The organism is Actinomadura sp. 3N407 (assembly GCF_052245875.1).
Classification (GTDB): Bacteria; Actinomycetota; Actinomycetes; order Streptosporangiales; family Streptosporangiaceae; genus Spirillospora.
The window spans coordinates 51958-67988 of record NZ_JBQQBP010000012.1 but is presented as its reverse complement, the minus strand read 5'-3'; the positions used below and the strand labels follow the sequence as shown (position 1 = coordinate 67988).

Below are 16031 nucleotides of genomic sequence, written 5' to 3'. Positions count from 1 at the left end.
GGGGAGATCCATTGTGCGCAGGCCATCCATCAAACCGGGCCAAAGCCGGGACCTGTGGCCACAGTCGGCATCGGGGACCAACCACACTGCCTGCTGTTCCCCATGGTCTGGGGCCGGGACGGCCGTGTCAGTGGCGATGCGGAGGTGGAGCCCAGTTCGTCGTCTCGTGGGCTGTTCGTCCCAGCGAATGACATGCCTACGAGGGTCCATGTTCGTTCTTAGGACCACCCCCGTCCAGGCGAGCGTGGGAGACCCCGCACGCCTCCGACATGCGCGTCAGGCCCTACCGACATTTATGCGAACGATCATCGGGTGAGACCGCGGACCGTTTCGCCGCCCAGCAGCGGCTTGTCCGCGGGCCCTTTGACGTAGGGGCCCCGGTAGATCACTTTGTGCTGCTGAAGGCTGGGGTACCACTGGCGGACCTTATGCATGCGGACCACCCAGCGGTGGCGCCAATCGCGGCCGGAGGAAACCTGGTCGGGATGCCGGTCGTCGGCGCGGCGCAGGTGCACGACGCGGACCTCATCGGGTGTTGCCGAGCGGTGCGCCTCACGGCGCGCGGTCTGGTCGGAGGCGAGGGCGGCGACGGTGCCGATGCGCTGTTCGCACAGGCGCCAGAACGCGTACAGGAACCGGACGGCGAAAGAGTCGTCCCCATCGGTGATCGTGCTGCCGACGGTGTACTCCCCGCTGACTCCCTCTTCGTCGCGGCCGGCGGCGGCATGCATCCGCCGGAAGTCCTCGCCCGCCTTCTGCACCAGGGCCAGGTACTCCTGCCGGGCCTGCTTCTGGTCGCCGGTGGCGTGGTAGCGGAACGGCGTGCACTTGATCGCGTCCAGCATCAGCGGCGGCAATGGCGCGCCCATCCGGCGTGCCGCAGCGATGAGCTGCGCAAAGGTGTCAGGCTGCACCGGGCCGTAGGTGTCGTTGTACAGGGCCGTCCGGACGGCGGCGCGATCCTGCAGCAGTGTGCCGTCGGGTGCGGGCTCCTGGATCTGCGAGGGAGTACGCCAGTGCAGCGCACGCACATCACCCAGGTCGCCCCCGACCGCCTGGACCAGCACCGGGTGCGGCAGGACCACCAGCCCGGACGGGCTGGGCAGGTCCTCGGCGTCGAGTAGCTCCAGATCGTCCTCGGTCAGCGACTGCGCGGCCGCCACCACCACGTCGCACATCTGCGGGGTGAGCACGTACAGGTCGGCGCCGGTCAGGAAGCGGGCCTCGTCCTCCAGCACCATCAGCGCGGCCAGGTGCGCGTCGGGGGGAAAGGGCGCCCGGTATCCCATCCCGCCCAGCAGCAGCGCCCACGCCTCGGCGGGATAACCGCCCAGGTGGGCGACCTTCACATCGAACGCGTGCTGAAGCACCGCAGCCTGATAGGAGCGGGCGATCGGCGCCGACCGCAGATGCTCGGCGGTGGCGATCCTGGCCCGCCTCGCCCAGCGCGCCGATCCGGCAAGGCTCCACCGGTCCTCACCCGCCCCCCCAGCCTGCCGAACCTGCCCCGACTGCGCCTTGCGCGCTGCGCGTGCCCGCCGCCCACTCATAGACCCCAGAATGCCCCGCTTTCGGAGCAGCGTCTGCCCCGAGACGCCCGGCACCTCTCACATCCGATCGGTGGACGGCGCTGACGCGGCGCGGCCGCGTCGGCCACGGCCACGGTTCTTGTTCTGACGCGCGTGGCTTACCGATATCCAGGGGTTCTTCAGTCATGTAAGCCACGCCAGGCATGGTCTGACGTCCGCAAGCCCGTTCGGGGTCGCTGGGCACAGCCCGCTCAAGTCGGTGGCCACGCTCACCGCGGCCGCGAAGGACGCCGACCTGCACGCAGCGGCCGGTGAGCTGATGGCCATGGGCGACTGACAGGTTCGCCCTGCCAGAGTGTTGGACCGAAACGCCTCAGCGGCCCCGATCGAGACCGTACGGACCGTCCTAGGTTCGAAAGCGAGCAGGGCTGAGTGGGAGTACCGCCGTCCACCGCTCCGGAGCAGGTGAGAATTCGTTGACGTCGCGCGGCCCGCCTGCGCACGCTGAGCAGGTGAGCGGTGACAGGGATCGGCGGCCGATCGGTGATCTGCTGGACGAGGCCGAGCAGGACCTCCAGGAATTGGATCCGGCCGACACCGTGGTGGCGTTGCGGGCGGTCTGGCAGGCGTTCTGCGTCGTTGGAGCGGCGGGAGAGTTGCTGTCGGTCTGCGCCAACCCCGACACCTACCCAGCGCTGTGGGTCAACGCCGAACCGGTACTGTCGACCGCGGTGCGCACGGTGGAGAGCGCCCCGTCGTTGAAGGCGACGTTCAGCACCGAGACCAACGCCGCCGGCGGCCCGGACGACCGGCTCAACGACAAGGCCGCGCACGAGCTCCACCGACGCATCCTGAACGTTGCCGTGGCCATCCATGAATACCTGCCTAAGGTGAACGAGCACGCCCGTCGTGAGGGCGATCGCCGGGTCTGCCGGCAGGCGACGGTCCTGGCCGGTGAACTGATCGACGTCTACGAGGGGCGGCTGCGATCGTTCCTCAATCCGTGGCGCACATCCTTCGGGCCGGGCACCATCCGGATCAGCGGTCAGGGCCGCAGCCGCCAGCCATCCGCGACCAAGAACACCAGCAAGAGGCGGAAGAAGAAGCGCAAGCGGTAGGGCGGCGGTGCGCTGGGTGGCGGCTGTATCGCGCGCCTCGCCGAGTCGGAACGTGCCGATGTCGGCCAGCACGCCAATCAGCAGGTGATGGACACGCCTGCCTGAGGACAGGCCGCCATGGTCCACAAACAGCCGAGCCTTCTGGGAGAAGCATGGGTGACCGCGACGATCCCCAACGTCCGAGCCTGTGTGCGCTGCCGTCGCAGCCTGGGAGCCGCGACAGCGAACCACAGGTCAAGCTGACCATCCACCGCAACAACGTCACACTGCTGACCTTCCGCCGCCTGGAAGAGCCCGGCCTGTTCCAGGCCGCCGCCACCTGGCTGGCCGACTACATGACCCCGAACGACCTGGACCCACCCGAGGGGCCGCTTCACCGCCTGGACCTCACCGTCGACCTGACCGATTGATCGCGGCTGAGCGGGACGCCGGCGCGCCCGACTCATCCCGCCGTCCGACCGCCACGCGCATCCGGAACCGCTTGCTCAAGCCCCGCCCGGGGAGTTTGGCTGGTAGTGGCGGGTCAGGGGCGCTCATCCGGGGGTGCAGACAAGCCAGCGGCTGCCGGTGGTGGGCTGGACCTCCACCCTGATGGGGGTCAGCAGCGAGTCCCGCTCGCTGAGGCCGCCAGCTTCACCGCCAGGACCGGTTCGACCTCCACACACCCCCAACCCCCCAGCACGGCGACCTCGGCGACCCGATCGAACCCCCGCACCAGCACCCCGGCCCGACGCCTTCACCAGCGAAGTCCAGCCAGGACGGGCGGGCCGAGGGCAGAAGACGCTCCAGCTCCGATACCCGCCGGGAACCTGCAGCAAGCCCCGCAACGCCGCGGCGGTCTCGGCCGGTGTCCGCTAGGCCAGCAGACCGTACATCCGCACGTTCTTCGCCCGCCGCACCTCGCCCACCAGGGGCGCCAGCACCGTGATGCCCTGGCAGCAGCACCCGTCCTTGGACGTACAAGTTGCGCCAACCGTGCCTGGCGGAGGGCGCGACGTCAAGGAGCGTGGTCTCGTCGGCGAACCGGCTTTGGCCAGACGGCCGACCACACGCTGGAGCACTGGTGTCGGCGGTGATTGGCGCTCGACGCACCCAACTCGACGCACTCAAAAGGCCCTAACGGTACTATACCGATGTACACTATGAGTGGATGGGTAAGCGTCCCACCGCCGTCAGGAAGGGCTCCATGGGCACCGAAAACACCCCGCCGATTACCCCGGCCGAAACCGCAGCGCACAGCCCCGTGAACGGCACGGAGAGCATCGTCATCAAGCACACTCGGCAGAACGGCACCCTGGTGTTCGGGACTTCCCGTGCCACCGGCGCTGGGCTCGTCCTGCACGGCAACGGGTTCCGGACCTCCCGCAACCTCGACTACGACGAGGAGATGGACGAGGCCCCGTTCTGGTACATGCCGCACTCGCGGCGACGCTCCGCCCCCTGGAAGGTCTACAAGGCGGTCGAGCAACTCCGCGAGGACGGGTTCACCGTCGACGTCCGCGTTGACGACACCACCCCGGCAACCGGGTTCGACGACCTGGAGACCGAACGCAACGACCGCGCCGAGGCCCGCGCCGAGCGATATGCCGACCGCGCTCACGCCCGCGCCGAGGAGTCCGAGACGATTTTCGCCGCCAACCGGCGCACCTATGGGCAGCTGAACGGGACCCCGATCCTCATCGGCCACTACTCCGAGGGCGCGCACCGCCGCCTGATGGAGCGGCTGTGGAACCGGGAGAGCAAGGCGTGGGAGCTGTACCACCAGGCGAAGGACTGGCGATCCAAGGCCACGTCCGCCGCCCGGTATCGACACGGCCGGGAGAACGTCACCACCACACTGCGGCGTATAAAGGGCCTGGAGAAGCGGCTCCGTGATATCGCCACTGCAATGGAAGGCCGCATCGAGGTGCTGTGGGACAACCCCTTCGAGTGGCCCGGGCCGCTTGACGAGCAGCTCGCCACCTACCGCGACAAAGGCATCCCCGTCACCGTCCTGAAGACCGCACCCGGCAGCGACGGCACCAGCACCGTCCGCGTCCACATCGGCGTATCCGAGCACAGAAAAGGCGTCTACGCCGCCGAGACGTACGAGATCACCGACGAGATCGCCTACTGGGAGGCGGTGGTGGAGGCATCGGGCGTGAAGGTCTGGACCCGCGCCGACTTCAACCGCGGCGACTTTGTCGCCGTCGGAGGCGACACCTGGTACGAGGTCGTCCGCGTCAACAACGCAACGCTGTCGGTGGCCGCGCTGTTCGACCGCGACGCCGGCCCCGTCCGGACCCTCGCCTCGCTAAAAGAGCGACACCGCGGATCCCCGTCTACTCAGAAGGTCCCATACGACAAGGTCACGGGGAAGATGACAGGTGAGGAGGCCCGGACCCGATTTCCCGCTGCGTTCGCCGCCGCCCTCGACGACGGGGCTGCCGTACCGAAGCGGCCCGCGAAGAAGCGCGGGAAGGCCAAGATCACCCACCAGCCCACCGTGCAGGGCGAGAGCTGGTGCTACAAGATCGGCGGCACCGCGTACCGGGCGTATTGGCCGCACCCGGACGGCTGGCACACCAGCACCGCCGCTTCCAAACCCATTACCGGAGACATTCCGCCCGTGGAGATCTTCGAGGAGGTGGTGCTCATCGGAAAGCCCGACGTCGACACCGGCCAGCGGATCACCGTCCCTGGTCCGCTGCACTATGTCGAGCAGGTCCACAACCTCGTCCGCGCCTTCGTGGAGGACGAGACCAAAGCCCACACACCGGCCGACGCCTGACCAGGAGGGGCAAAGAAATGGGGCCCGGCCCGGCGGTTCTGCCGGGCCGGGCCCCATTCTTTCTTCTCGTCATGAGTCAAAAGGGTCAGGGCCCCGCGAATGGAGACGGGAACTACGCCGTCCGGGGCATCCGGCTCACCCCGGCGGCTTACACCATCTTGCGCCGTACCAACCGGCGCCTGGCTGGCGCCGTCGGCTCGTCTCAAGGACGACGCGGCATTCCTCACTCGACATGCCGGAACAAGATCACCGGAACACCGCGGCCCCACTTCCGACCGGCGCACGGAGGCAGGGCATCAAGGTAAGACTCCAGCCTAAAGCCCTGACTGTGGGCCTGGCGATTAACTCGTCCGCCACATCCTCCTGACGCTGCGGCCCCACAGCCGCTTTTAGGCTCAGCGAGACGCCCAGGGCCGACAACGAGTCGCGGAAGTGTCCGCCGAGGGTGTGCCACGACAGGCCCGGATGCTCGGCCCGCAACGCCGCCAGTCCGGCGGCCGCCAGCCCGCGCCGCTGGACCGGCAGCGCGGTATGAGGCTGCTCCACCTAACCCAGTCGGCAGTGCAGGCACACCCGGTAGTCGACCGCGAAGACCTGTTCGCCGTCCAGATGCGCGGCCCTTAGCCGCCACCTGGCACGTTCGGGCGACACGGTGTCCTGCCACGGACTGTCCAGTTGTGGAAGCACTGGCCACCCGCGGCGCCAGCCCAACCGCCCGCCCATGAGGAACTGAAGAGGCTCACGCAGCGGCTCTCGTCCCACCTCGTGCGCTCGCCCGGCCAGCCGCCGCGCCGCACGACGATCGTCCTCGCTCACCAAGGGACTTCAAGGTTTCTGCAGTTCGGGCACGTCGAACCACTCAGTCAACGGGGGGAACTCCATGCTGGGGAATTCACTCTCATCGTCCTCGCCGGCGTTGCTCTGGGCGTCCTGAGCGGAACCGTGCAGACTGGCGCCCATGTCACGCAGCGCGGCGATCGCGTTGTAGACCCCGGCCTTGTTCGCCGGCTCCAGGTCTGCGGTTTTGGCCGCAGCCCACAACGCATCGGCGTACCGCCACAGCGCGGCGCGCGCCGTCACCTGCAACTGCCGCTGTTCCGGCGTCAGCAGGGCCAGTGCCGCCTCGTCCAGCTCGTAGAAGTCGTTCGACCACTCAATAAACGCGTTCTGGTGCGGGATGTCGGCTGCATTCTCATCAGGGTCGGGACCAGCAGCCGCAGCGGGCTTTGAACGACGGAACACCATGCACGCTCCTGAAGGTGTCGGGGGACGGGTGCTCTCACGGCCACCGTACGCTCGCTCACCGACACACACCCAAGATCATCCCAAGGTGGGTTCGGGGCTTACGTGGGGAACGGTCCCTGAGCACGGTGGCCACAATCCCCTTGCCGCCTCCGCAGCCCACCTGGCGGCTAGGGACCCCCGCACCACCCGGTTTCCCCCCACCTGCGCGGCTATCAGGCGCGTGCCGAAGCTGCCGCCTTGCAGTGGATCGCGCACCGCACAGGCTGGGAGTGACCGGCGAGTGCGGCCCGCACCTGCCCTGTCCAGCACGAGACCGGTGTACACTTTTGATGGCTGGGTAAGCGACCCAGTTCCGCCTGAAGAAGGACTCTTCATGTCCGTGAAGCCTGAGGCGTTGCACTGCCCCGACTGCGGCACGGCCACCGGTCAACCGCACGCGTCCAGCTGCGACGTAGCCCGCTGCCTGTGGACCGGCCTGCAACGGCTGAGTTGCAAATGGTTCGGCCTGGACCCGCTGCTCACCGAACACGACTGCGGCCAAGATGCCTGGTCGGGCCGCTGGCCCGGTGAGGAAGACGCCGAACGGCTCGACTGGTGGATCTATTGGGACGGCCCCAGCCCCAAACACGGATGGGACTACCAGGGACGCGGCTGGGTGCGCGTAACCGCCGACCACCCCGACGCCATGCCCGATCTCAACCGCCTCGTCATCGAGGGGCGGTGGGACCGCAAGAACCAGCGATGGGTGGCGCGCGGCAGGTTCGGCAGCACCTACCCGGTGCGCGGGAGCAGGCCGTGACCGCGCCCCCGAGGACTACCACCAGCGAGCGGGCCCGGGTACTGATCGACGCGTGGGACGAGCACGGCGAGGAACTCCAGTTCGTTGAGAACGCGAAGGGAACGACGGTGCACGTCGTGGCCCGCGACCGAGGGCCCACCACGGACTCAGGCCCGACGGCTTTCGGACTGAGCTTTGAGCACATCTTGGACCTGGAGATGGGCGCCGTGTACACGGTGTGCGGGACCAGGGTCCGCTGCAATCGAGGTGGCCATGAGGAAGGCGGCCGCCTGACCGGGCGGTTCGCCGACGACCTGCTGTGCGTCCGCTGCCACTCCGCCTTTGGAGAGCGCGCGGACCTGATCTTCGAGTGCAACCCAGAAACCGAACCCACCCGGACCCTTGAAGAAATGGACGGGATATGAGTAACCCCCAGCATCCGCCACCTGCGCCGAGAGGCAGCCACGCCGAGGTCGTCCAGGCGATGCTCGCTGACCTCGATCTCACCCACGGGCGCCTCCTGCTAGGCCTGGCCGCAGTCCTCCTACACGCCGAGCACGGCGTCGTGTCCTGGAAGCAGGCAGCACGCGCCGCCGCCTACCGGGACTCCAGATTCACCGAAACGTGGTGCCCCGGACTCGACGGCGAGCCCGCCACACTGGTCGAACACGGCGGGCATCTCGGCTGGCTCCAAAAGATGATCAAACTGGACCGGCCGCGGTACGAGCAACCCACCAGGCACGCCCACCACACGACGTGTGATGCCCTCACATCACGCAAGGCTCGCTGCGGACGCCCGATGGGCTCGGGGTTGACCTTCGACGAACCCGACCAACAAACCGGGGAGAAGTACCCCAGGACGTTCTGCCACAAGCACCGCCACGTCGGCGACGCCCTGTACGCAGAGATCCAGCGACGTCCCACGCCACCGAAACCGGCCGCCAACCGTGGCGGGATCCTGGCCCGGCACATCGACACCGACTGGCCCCGGCTGTATCAATGGGCCGACCCAAGCTGGACCCAACCGCCAGCCGACCCGCTTCCGCAGGCCCGCCCGCGACTGACGGTCCTCGTCACCCACGAAACCACAGATGCGCCCGCCAGCGACTCACCTCGACCGGGCCTGTCCGTTGTGCAACTCAGCGTGTTAGCGGCTGGGAATTCCGGGAGGGGCGACAGGAGACGAGGAGAGAACCGTGGGGAACTACCTCCGTGAGGGGGACCCCGACTGGGGTTGGGAGTTCCGCTGTGAGGACTTCATCTTCGCGCGGCTCGACGCGGCGCGGGCGGCTGCCGAGACCCTCGACGGCGACGCCCGCCAGGCTGAGCATGGCCGGATCAGCTCGCTGCGCAGGATCGCGGCCTGGCACAGCACCTATGTGGACCGTGAGGGGCACAGCCATGCGCGCTGCTTCACCTGCGAACCAGGCCACGGTTTCCCCTGTACGACGATGCGGAACCTCGCCGGCCTCTGGCGTAGCCACCCGGACTACGTGCCCGAGTGGACCGACGAGGGGTGCTTCCTCGCGGACGTGATCGAGCTGGGCGGGTTCCGCCGCGCGTTCCTCGCCACGGCCGATCCGAGGCTCAGCTCACCATAAGGCCAGCGACCACATCGGCTACACCGCCGATCGTACGGCGGCGACACGAGGACGGGCGCAGGCGGTGACCGCCAGCAACGTCATCAGGCTGGGCGGCAATGTCACCCTCTGGCGGAGCCACCGACGCGTTACCTGGATGCCCGCCGTGCCCAACGCCTGCGGCCAGACGCTGCTGCATGGAACTCGGAGGCGGCTGACGGCACGTTCTGCTTGAGCAGCAACCGAACGGCCAGTCACGTTAAAGGAGCCCGCCGGGCGCGTCTTGCCGTGACTGGCCGTTCCGATGCGGGTGGGCTTCGAGGGGGGTGGGGTTCTTGTAGCGGTTAGATCGCTGTGGGGGAGCTACTGGTGGGTCAGCCCTACTTTGCGGCGTATGCCGGTGGTGGACTTTCTGACTGATGATGAGGCGCGATCCACTGTCCGCCGAAGCGGCCTGTCCGTAGCGTCCTGCGGTTTTAGGCAACTGCTCTGTCATAGTTCCCGGAGGAATTCCTCCGACGCGATCGGCGCCATGTCCGGGGCGGGCTGGTGGGCGATGATCCCGCGCACCCCGGCGCGGGCCAGCCACGCCCGGTACGCGGCGGCGATCTGGCTGCCTAGGACGCTCGATCGGGGGTGCCGGTCGAGGAACCGAGTGACGTTCCCGAACGGGTTTTCGCCGCGCGGGAACATGTTGTCGCCCGAGACGACCACCAGTTCCGCCTCCGGTGCGAGCATCGCCACTTCCCCGTACTCGTCGAAATGGACGAACGCGCGGGTGGTGGCCCACCATGCGCGGTCCGTCCAGTGGCCTTCGGTGGACCACATGGTGATGGTGATCGCGCCGTCGGCCTCGGTTCCGATGCCCTCCTGGACGACCGGCCCCTCCGGGACCTCGGCGACGTGGACGTTGCTGTCCCGCCGGTTGGTGAGGGACGTCACGCCGGCGCGCAGACGCAGCGCCAGGCCGCCGGCCTCTTCCGCGAGCATGTCCACGGTCGGGTCGTCTGGCGCGACGTAGATTCCGCCGTGCTCGCGCTCCCGCTGCTCACGGACGCGCTCGTGTCGGATTCCCGATGCGCGCTGCCACAGCGGGGAAAGGTCCACGGTGTCTCCGGCGGTCCCGCCCTGGGCGGGGATGTACAGCTCGGGCCACGCGGCGGCCTTGTCGGCCGCGCGGCGGCGGGTTTCTTCCCAGTCCACGGTGATCTCTGACATGAAGGGGTCCTCTCTGCGTGGTGCCCACCGTGTACCGATGGACGAACCCCTCTGAGGGGCGATGAAGGAGCCGTCAGATGCTGGGGATGCGGTCGATCGTCGCCCGCGAGATCCCCGTGATCTCGTGGATGCGGGTCTTGGTCACCCCGGCCGCTAGGGCCCGGCGAACGATCTCGTCGCGACTGGCGCGCATCGCGCCCCATGCAGCCAGTTCCCGCTCGGCATCGGCTGCCGAGCCCTCACCCTCTTGGGTGAAGTCGGCGGGCAGGTAGCGGGCGGCGAGCTGGCGGCGGGTGCGGAGCTGGTATTTGCGCAGGTGCGGTGCGGTTTCTGGCTCGTGGTCGTAGGCGACCTGAAGTTCGTCAGCCGCGGCGTGCATGGCGTCGTTGGTGCGCGGGGTGCCGTCGGGGGCGTCCGGCCAGAACTCGCGCGGGATGTGGTCGAGCTGCTCGTCCTCGCGGAGTGCCGCGATCTCCTCGGCGGTGAGCCCTTCCTCGTGCCGGTAGACAGGGTGAGTCTGAGTGAGGGGGCGGGCTGAGTCCTGCGCGTACAGGGCGAGGCGGGTGATGGTGTGCTCAATGTCGCCGGGGCCCGCGAAGGGGTTCAGGGTGGGGAGCGCCTTGGTGTAGGCCAGGAAGAGCGGCCCATCGCCGTTGGCGATGTCCTGCTCGATCTGCTCGGCAGTGATGGCCGGAACGTGGGTGCCGGTGATCTCGCTGATGTGAGCGCCGACCTTGGCAGAGATCGCGGTGACTGCATCTGCGTTCCTCATGTATCGAACGATACATGTATCGAACGATACACGGAAGGGCTTGGGTTGGACCCTGTTTCATCGGCCTTTCCGGCCCTCCTCACGGGCCCACACTGGTACAGGTCCGCGCACACCACGCCTGCCCTGGACCCTCACCGGTCCAGGGGCCGTCGTTCGTCGTCCGGGGGGAGGGTCGCGGCCATGGCCCCCTTGCCCACCTCCCCCGGCGTGGCTGCTCGCGTGTGGCTCCTTAACGTGACTGGCCGTTCGGTTGTTGCTCAAGCCTTAATCCTGCGGCAATAATGCTATACCGGTGTACACTAATTTGATCGGGTAAGCGGCCCGATCCACCAGTGGAGGGAGTGCCGGTGAAGACCAGCGTGATTCTCGAACTGGCCGCCGACATCATGGCCCGCAACGGCCGCGCCCGACGCGGCTGGGTCACCAGGATCCCCGGCCGAGCAGCGTACGACTGCCCCGTCGACCCATGGGGCGCGATCAACATCGCCTGCGGCTACGCGCCAGACTGCCCCGACGTCCGCTCGGTGGCGCCCGCCCGCGCCCTCGCCTTGCACGTGGGCTTGGAAGACACCGGTTGCCGGCTATGGCCAGCCAAGGAGTTGGGTGACTGGGCCGACCACCCCGACCGCACCGACGACCATCTCATCGGCGCGCTGCGCAGCGCCGCCCACGCTGCCCGGAAGGACAACCAGTGACCACCCAACTCACCATCCCCGGCAGTAGTAACGAGCCCAGCCCGACTAACCCGATGGAACTCCTGCGCGGTGCTGATATCGCCAACGTCAACCACTCCGGTGGGAAGGACTCCTCGGACGCGCTGCGGCAGGCCTACACATGGGCGAGGCAGGCCGACGTCACCGACCGGCTAGTCGTGCTTCACAACGACCTCGGTCGGGTCGAGTGGCCCGGCACTACCGCGCTCGACGCTCGGCACGCCGATCACTACCGGAAGACCTTCGGCGGCACGCTCACAGAACTGCTGGGGGATCGACCGTCTGCACGAGACGTGGCCGAACGGCAGGCCGCCGCATACGGCCTCCCCTTCCTGGTGTACTCCCGTACCCGCGGCGACCTGCTGCAGCAAATCGAGCAGTACGGCAAATGGCCTGACGCCAACAACCGGCACTGCACTTCCGACCAGAAGCGGGGCCCCAAGCACCGCTGGTTCACCGAGGCGGTCCGCCGTGCCGGTGACCTGGACCGCAAGGTCATCATCCTGGATATCAACGGTGAACGCGCCGATGAGTCTCCCGCCCGCGCCCGCAAACCCGCCTACGAACACAACCGGGCCGCGTCCAACAAGACACTCCGGGACGTGTGGACCTGGCGGATCATCCACAACCGCACTGAGGCCCAGGTGTGGGCCAGTCACACCGAGCACGACCTCCCGTGGCATTGGGCCTACGACGCCGGGATGTCCCGCCTCAGCTGCAGCCTGTGCGTCCTCGGGTCGGTCCACGACATCACCCTGGCGTGTTTGCTGCGGCCCGACCTCGCCGCCGAGTACCACTCTCTAGAGCAGCGCATCAACCACCTGTTCAAGAACAAGCGTTCCATCGGCTGGTACATCGACCGCGCCGCCGAACTGCTGCGGAACCGGATCGCGGCCGGGGAGCCGATCCTGGCGTCTCGCCCCCACCAGTTTCTCGCCTCTGGCGCGAACCCGACGCCGGCCCGCTCATGCGGCCAGAACACGGAACAGCCGTGATGCAACTCCACGAATGCGTCGTCGGGGACGTGGTAGATCTGCCGCATCACCACCCCACCCGTGTGGTAATCGACGACATCCCCGACCAGGGCGAGGGCGAGTGGTTCGAACTGCTGGCGTTCGCGTGGTCGTCCGACGGTGACGCCGCCGAGGGCATCACGTCAATGAGTCCGAACGCGGCCGTCACCCTCGTGTGGCGCCGCCACTGGCGGTAAGGGGCGGTTAGTCGCCGGCCAGGATGCCTGCGGCCTTGTAGGCGGCGTGGCCGTCCAGGTTGGTGTCGGAGTGGTCGTAGCGTTTGGTGGTCCGCGGGTCGGAGTGCCCCACCAGTTCCTGCACCTTGTGCGGGGGGACACCGGCGGCGAGCAGCAGCGTGATCGCGGTGGCGCGCAGCACATGCGGTGTCAGCTGGTCGGGTCGGATGTTGGCGGCGCGGGCGGCGCGGCGCAGCGCCGTGGTAACCCGTCCCCGGTTCCACGGCCGCCCGTCGGGGTGCTGCAGCAGGAACTCGTCCCTGCCGCGCCCGTCCAGGAGGGGTTCGAGCAGGACCCGTACCCGGGGCACGACCGGCACTGGGATGGTCTTGCCGCCTTTTACCCGGAAGCGCGCCACGAAATGCCCGCGGTCCCAGGTGAACGCGCGAACCGGCATCGCTTCCAGTTCCCCGGTGCGCAGCCCGATGTTCAGCAGCAACGCGACCGCCGCCGCGTCGAGCGGGTGCCGGTCGGCGATCGCCTCGACTCCGTCCATCAGCGCGACCGCGTCCTGCTCCGCCAGCGCCGGCGTCATCCCCACCTTCGGGGTCTCCGGCGGGTCCACGAACACGGCCGGGTCGTACCGGATGGTGTGGCGGCGGTAGGCGTAGGCGTACAGGGACCGCAGCGCCGAGATCCGCTGCGCGACGGTGGAGGCGCCGAGCGGCCGCCCGCCCTTCAGCAGGTGCACGGCCGGGCCGGTGCGGGCGCTGATCTGGTCCTTGTAGGCGACCAGGACGTCCTCGGTGACATCCCACAGCCCCATGCCGGGCTCGGCGGCCTCCAGCCACCGCAGGAACGCGGTCAGGCAGTGCAGGTAGCCGCGGCGGGTCACGAGGGACTTTTGGGCCTGCAGCCACGCCGCGACGGTCGGCCACACCTGCGGCCGCGGCAGCCGGTCGACCAGGTCGACGTTCGCGGCGGGCACCTCCCCAATCCCGCGGCGCCGCCGCGGCGACAGGCCCGGGATGTCCCCGATGGTGAGGACGCGCGGCGTCGGTGCAGACGGCTTCTCCCGGCCTGCCGGGTCGGCGCCAGGCGCCGGGCGGTCCGGTGTTGCGGGCTCGGATGTCTCTGCAGGGCGTGGTTCGCTGTGGCCCGGTGGGGTGACGCCGCGCGGCAGGATCGCGGTCGGTTCCAGCACCCGCCCCCCATCATCGGCGCCGGCGGGCGGTAGAGGGTTCATCGGGTGTCGTCCCGGTCAGGCGCGTGCGCGAGCTGCTGCAGCACCGTACGCGCGTCGCGCGCATCGCCGAGCGCGCGGTGCCCGCCGCCGAGCGGGATCCGGTGCCCGACGCGCGCCCAGGTGGAGCGCGCGTCCATCAGGCACCGCCACGCGTCCCGTGGCGGCAGCGTTTCGGTGTTGAGGCCCGCGTGCGTGTGGGAGACGTCGACGGCGGCCCGGTCGAACGGCGCGTTGTAGGCCAGGATCTGCCGGCCGCGCACAACGTCGGTGAACCGGGGAACGACCTGTTCCCAGGTCGGCGCGTCGGCAAGCTCGGCGTCGCTGATGCCGTGTGTCGCACGCGCCTCCACTTCCATGACCGCCCCGGCGGGGTTGACCAGGGTGTCCAGCAGCGTTTCCCCGGTCGCGGCGTCGATCACCGCGATCTCCACGATCACCGGGTCTATCAGCCCTGTCGTCTCGGTGTCGACCACGACGGCTGTGCTGGGCTCCAGGCAGGCACGGGCCCATCGGATCACGTCCCCCACCTCGGTCGACAGGCGTATCTGACGCGCGTACACGCGCGCGCCGTGGTGCGCGCGCAGTGACGCGGCGACCTCGTCTACGGTGGGGTGCCCGTCGCGGGTCTGCTCCCAGTCGATCTCCCACCGGTCCGCGGCGTTGAACCACCGCGGCCACACCTCCACCTCCCAGTCCAGCGACACCTGTCCGCACCAGGCGCGGACGATCTGCGCGCGGGACGCGGGCAGCCGCGTGTGCTCCCGCAGCGGCGACGGCTCTCCCGGCTTCGCCGACCGGACGGCCTCCCAGTCGACACCGGGAATGGCCAGCGCGTCCTCCACGTCACCGACCCGGTACAGCTGCACCGTGACCGTCTTGGACCGGCCGACCTGCTTGGCCACCGGCCGAGCCGCACACACCCACCCGGCGGCCAAGACGTGGTCGAAGTCGATCCGGCGGATCTCCATGTGCTCGGCGGCCTGGTCGGGGCCGAGTAGCCGGGACCGGCGGATCTCCTCCATGGCGTCCTCGTCGCCGGCGATCGCCTCCACCCGGCTGCGGGGATATCGGCCGAATCGGCCCGCGACGATCTCACGTTCGGCCAGGACCTCCGCGACGTCCCGGACCGGGCAGTCCAGCAGCATCGCGGCCTGCCCGTCGGTCACCGACGCTGCGATCCACTCCCGCCGCTCGGTCACGATGTCGACCAGTGGCGCCGCAGCGGCGCCGTCGTCGCCGACGAGGTCATGCAACGCCGCCACGTCGTACAGCGGCCAGCCCTTGTAGGAGTCGACCACGGACGTATGACCGCGCTGGGCGAGCACTCGCACGTCCACGTCGGTGACGTCCAGCCCGGTCGCGTCCTGGAGCATCTCCGCGCACCGGGCTGCGCCGAGCGGACGCGGCGGGATCCGCGCGCGGATCTCCTCCGCGCGCGCCGCGATCTCGCGCGCGTGCGCGCGCGTCCAGTAGGGGGCGCGGTCCGGGGCAGGGATCAGGTCGGCGTCCAGGGCCTGCATCCAGTCCCCGTACGTCAGGCCGAGCAGCTCCCGCAGCTGCTCGGGATCCAGGTCATCGGGGATCGCCTCGGCCAGGTCGCGACGACGCCCCCAAAGCTGATTCACCAGCTGCCCCGACCATCGTGGCGACTGCATGTCCGGTTCCGGGATGACGGCGGCGGCGCGCGCACGTCCGAACTGCCCAGCCGTCCACCCGAGCGCGTGCTGCAGCTGAGCGGCGGTGTGCGCCCGGGTACCACGCGCGCCGCGGAGCGGGCCGGGGGCGCGCGCGTCCGGAGCGCTGATGAGTGGGGTGTCGATGGGGGCCGGTTCTGCGGTCATCGCGGTGGTGCTCCTTTCCGGGGGGCCGGTGC

At 69.1% G+C, this 16031-nt stretch carries 16 protein-coding genes; 10 read left to right on the top strand and 6 right to left on the bottom strand.

Going from position 1 to position 16031, the window contains the following annotated elements:
• Positions 1–305 precede the first annotated feature (305 nt).
• Positions 306–1550 (bottom strand): hypothetical protein, encoded by a 1245-nt coding sequence (locus ACTWPP_RS27775; protein WP_443107327.1) that lies wholly within the window; start codon positions 1548–1550, stop codon positions 306–308.
• Between the two features lie 491 nt (positions 1551–2041).
• On the opposite strand from ACTWPP_RS27775, the gene ACTWPP_RS27770 reads away from it, so the two are divergent.
• The 3 genes from ACTWPP_RS27770 (at position 2042) to ACTWPP_RS27760 (ending at position 5417) form a co-directional block, all read left to right on the top strand.
• A complete protein-coding gene (locus ACTWPP_RS27770; RefSeq protein WP_443107326.1) occupies positions 2042–2647 on the top strand; it encodes a hypothetical protein in 606 nt (201 codons plus the stop codon).
• Positions 2648–2799: 152 nt separating this feature from the next.
• Complete coding sequence (locus tag ACTWPP_RS27765) at positions 2800–3057, top strand: hypothetical protein (protein WP_443107325.1); 258 nt, start codon at positions 2800–2802, stop codon at positions 3055–3057.
• A 740-nt stretch (positions 3058–3797) separates the two neighbouring features.
• On the top strand, positions 3798–5417 hold the full coding sequence (locus ACTWPP_RS27760) for a DUF3560 domain-containing protein (RefSeq protein ID WP_443107324.1): 1620 nt from the start codon (positions 3798–3800) through the stop codon (positions 5415–5417).
• 825 nt (positions 5418–6242) lie between these two features.
• Here ACTWPP_RS27760 and ACTWPP_RS27755 read toward each other — a convergent pair.
• Positions 6243–6662 (bottom strand): hypothetical protein, encoded by a 420-nt coding sequence (locus tag ACTWPP_RS27755; RefSeq protein WP_443107323.1) that lies wholly within the window; start codon positions 6660–6662, stop codon positions 6243–6245.
• 373 nt (positions 6663–7035) lie between these two features.
• Here ACTWPP_RS27755 and ACTWPP_RS27750 point away from each other — a divergent pair, with 373 nt between their 5' ends.
• From ACTWPP_RS27750 to ACTWPP_RS27735, 4 genes are read left to right on the top strand one after another with little or no spacing between them, the layout of a single operon-like run.
• A complete protein-coding gene (locus ACTWPP_RS27750) occupies positions 7036–7461 on the top strand; it encodes a hypothetical protein (protein WP_443107322.1) in 426 nt (141 codons plus the stop codon).
• A complete protein-coding gene (locus ACTWPP_RS27745; protein ID WP_443107321.1) occupies positions 7458–7865 on the top strand; it encodes a hypothetical protein in 408 nt (135 codons plus the stop codon). Before ACTWPP_RS27750 ends, ACTWPP_RS27745 begins: the two co-directional genes overlap by 4 nt.
• Positions 7862–8656: a hypothetical protein gene (locus ACTWPP_RS27740; RefSeq protein ID WP_443107320.1), complete on the top strand. Its 795-nt coding sequence runs from the start codon at positions 7862–7864 to the stop codon at positions 8654–8656. The genes ACTWPP_RS27745 and ACTWPP_RS27740 overlap by 4 nt, the downstream gene beginning before the upstream one ends.
• The gene (locus ACTWPP_RS27735; protein ID WP_443107319.1) at positions 8637–9041 is read left to right on the top strand and encodes a hypothetical protein; all 405 of its coding nucleotides are present in this window, start codon (positions 8637–8639) and stop codon (positions 9039–9041) included. The genes ACTWPP_RS27740 and ACTWPP_RS27735 overlap by 20 nt, the downstream gene beginning before the upstream one ends.
• A 471-nt stretch (positions 9042–9512) precedes the next feature.
• On the opposite strand, the gene ACTWPP_RS27730 is transcribed toward ACTWPP_RS27735, so the two are convergent.
• Together ACTWPP_RS27730 and ACTWPP_RS27725 are read right to left on the bottom strand one after the other, a co-directional pair.
• Complete coding sequence (locus ACTWPP_RS27730) at positions 9513–10238, bottom strand: hypothetical protein (protein WP_443107318.1); 726 nt, start codon at positions 10236–10238, stop codon at positions 9513–9515.
• A gap of 73 nt (positions 10239–10311) precedes the next feature.
• Positions 10312–11010, bottom strand: coding sequence for a DUF6003 family protein (locus ACTWPP_RS27725; RefSeq protein WP_443107317.1), 699 nt, complete (start codon positions 11008–11010; stop codon positions 10312–10314).
• A gap of 347 nt (positions 11011–11357) precedes the next feature.
• Between ACTWPP_RS27725 and ACTWPP_RS27720 the strand changes: the two genes are divergently transcribed.
• Genes ACTWPP_RS27720 through ACTWPP_RS27710 form a run of 3 tightly spaced genes read left to right on the top strand, consistent with a single transcriptional unit; the run spans position 11358 to position 12933 of the window.
• Positions 11358–11705, top strand: a complete 348-nt coding sequence (locus tag ACTWPP_RS27720) for a DUF6197 family protein (protein WP_443107316.1) — start codon at positions 11358–11360, stop codon at positions 11703–11705.
• Positions 11702–12718: a phosphoadenosine phosphosulfate reductase domain-containing protein gene (locus tag ACTWPP_RS27715; protein WP_443107315.1), complete on the top strand. Its 1017-nt coding sequence runs from the start codon at positions 11702–11704 to the stop codon at positions 12716–12718. Before ACTWPP_RS27720 ends, ACTWPP_RS27715 begins: the two co-directional genes overlap by 4 nt.
• Positions 12715–12933, top strand: coding sequence for a hypothetical protein (locus tag ACTWPP_RS27710; RefSeq protein ID WP_443107314.1), 219 nt, complete (start codon positions 12715–12717; stop codon positions 12931–12933). The genes ACTWPP_RS27715 and ACTWPP_RS27710 overlap by 4 nt, the downstream gene beginning before the upstream one ends.
• A gap of 7 nt (positions 12934–12940) precedes the next feature.
• Here the strand turns inward: ACTWPP_RS27710 and ACTWPP_RS27705 are convergent, their stop codons facing one another.
• Entirely contained in the window at positions 12941–14116 is a 1176-nt protein-coding gene (locus ACTWPP_RS27705; RefSeq protein ID WP_443107313.1) for a tyrosine-type recombinase/integrase, read from the bottom strand.
• Between the two features lie 38 nt (positions 14117–14154).
• Complete coding sequence (locus ACTWPP_RS27700) at positions 14155–15999, bottom strand: 3'-5' exonuclease (RefSeq protein WP_443107312.1); 1845 nt, start codon at positions 15997–15999, stop codon at positions 14155–14157.
• Between the last annotated feature and the right edge of the window lie 32 nt (positions 16000–16031).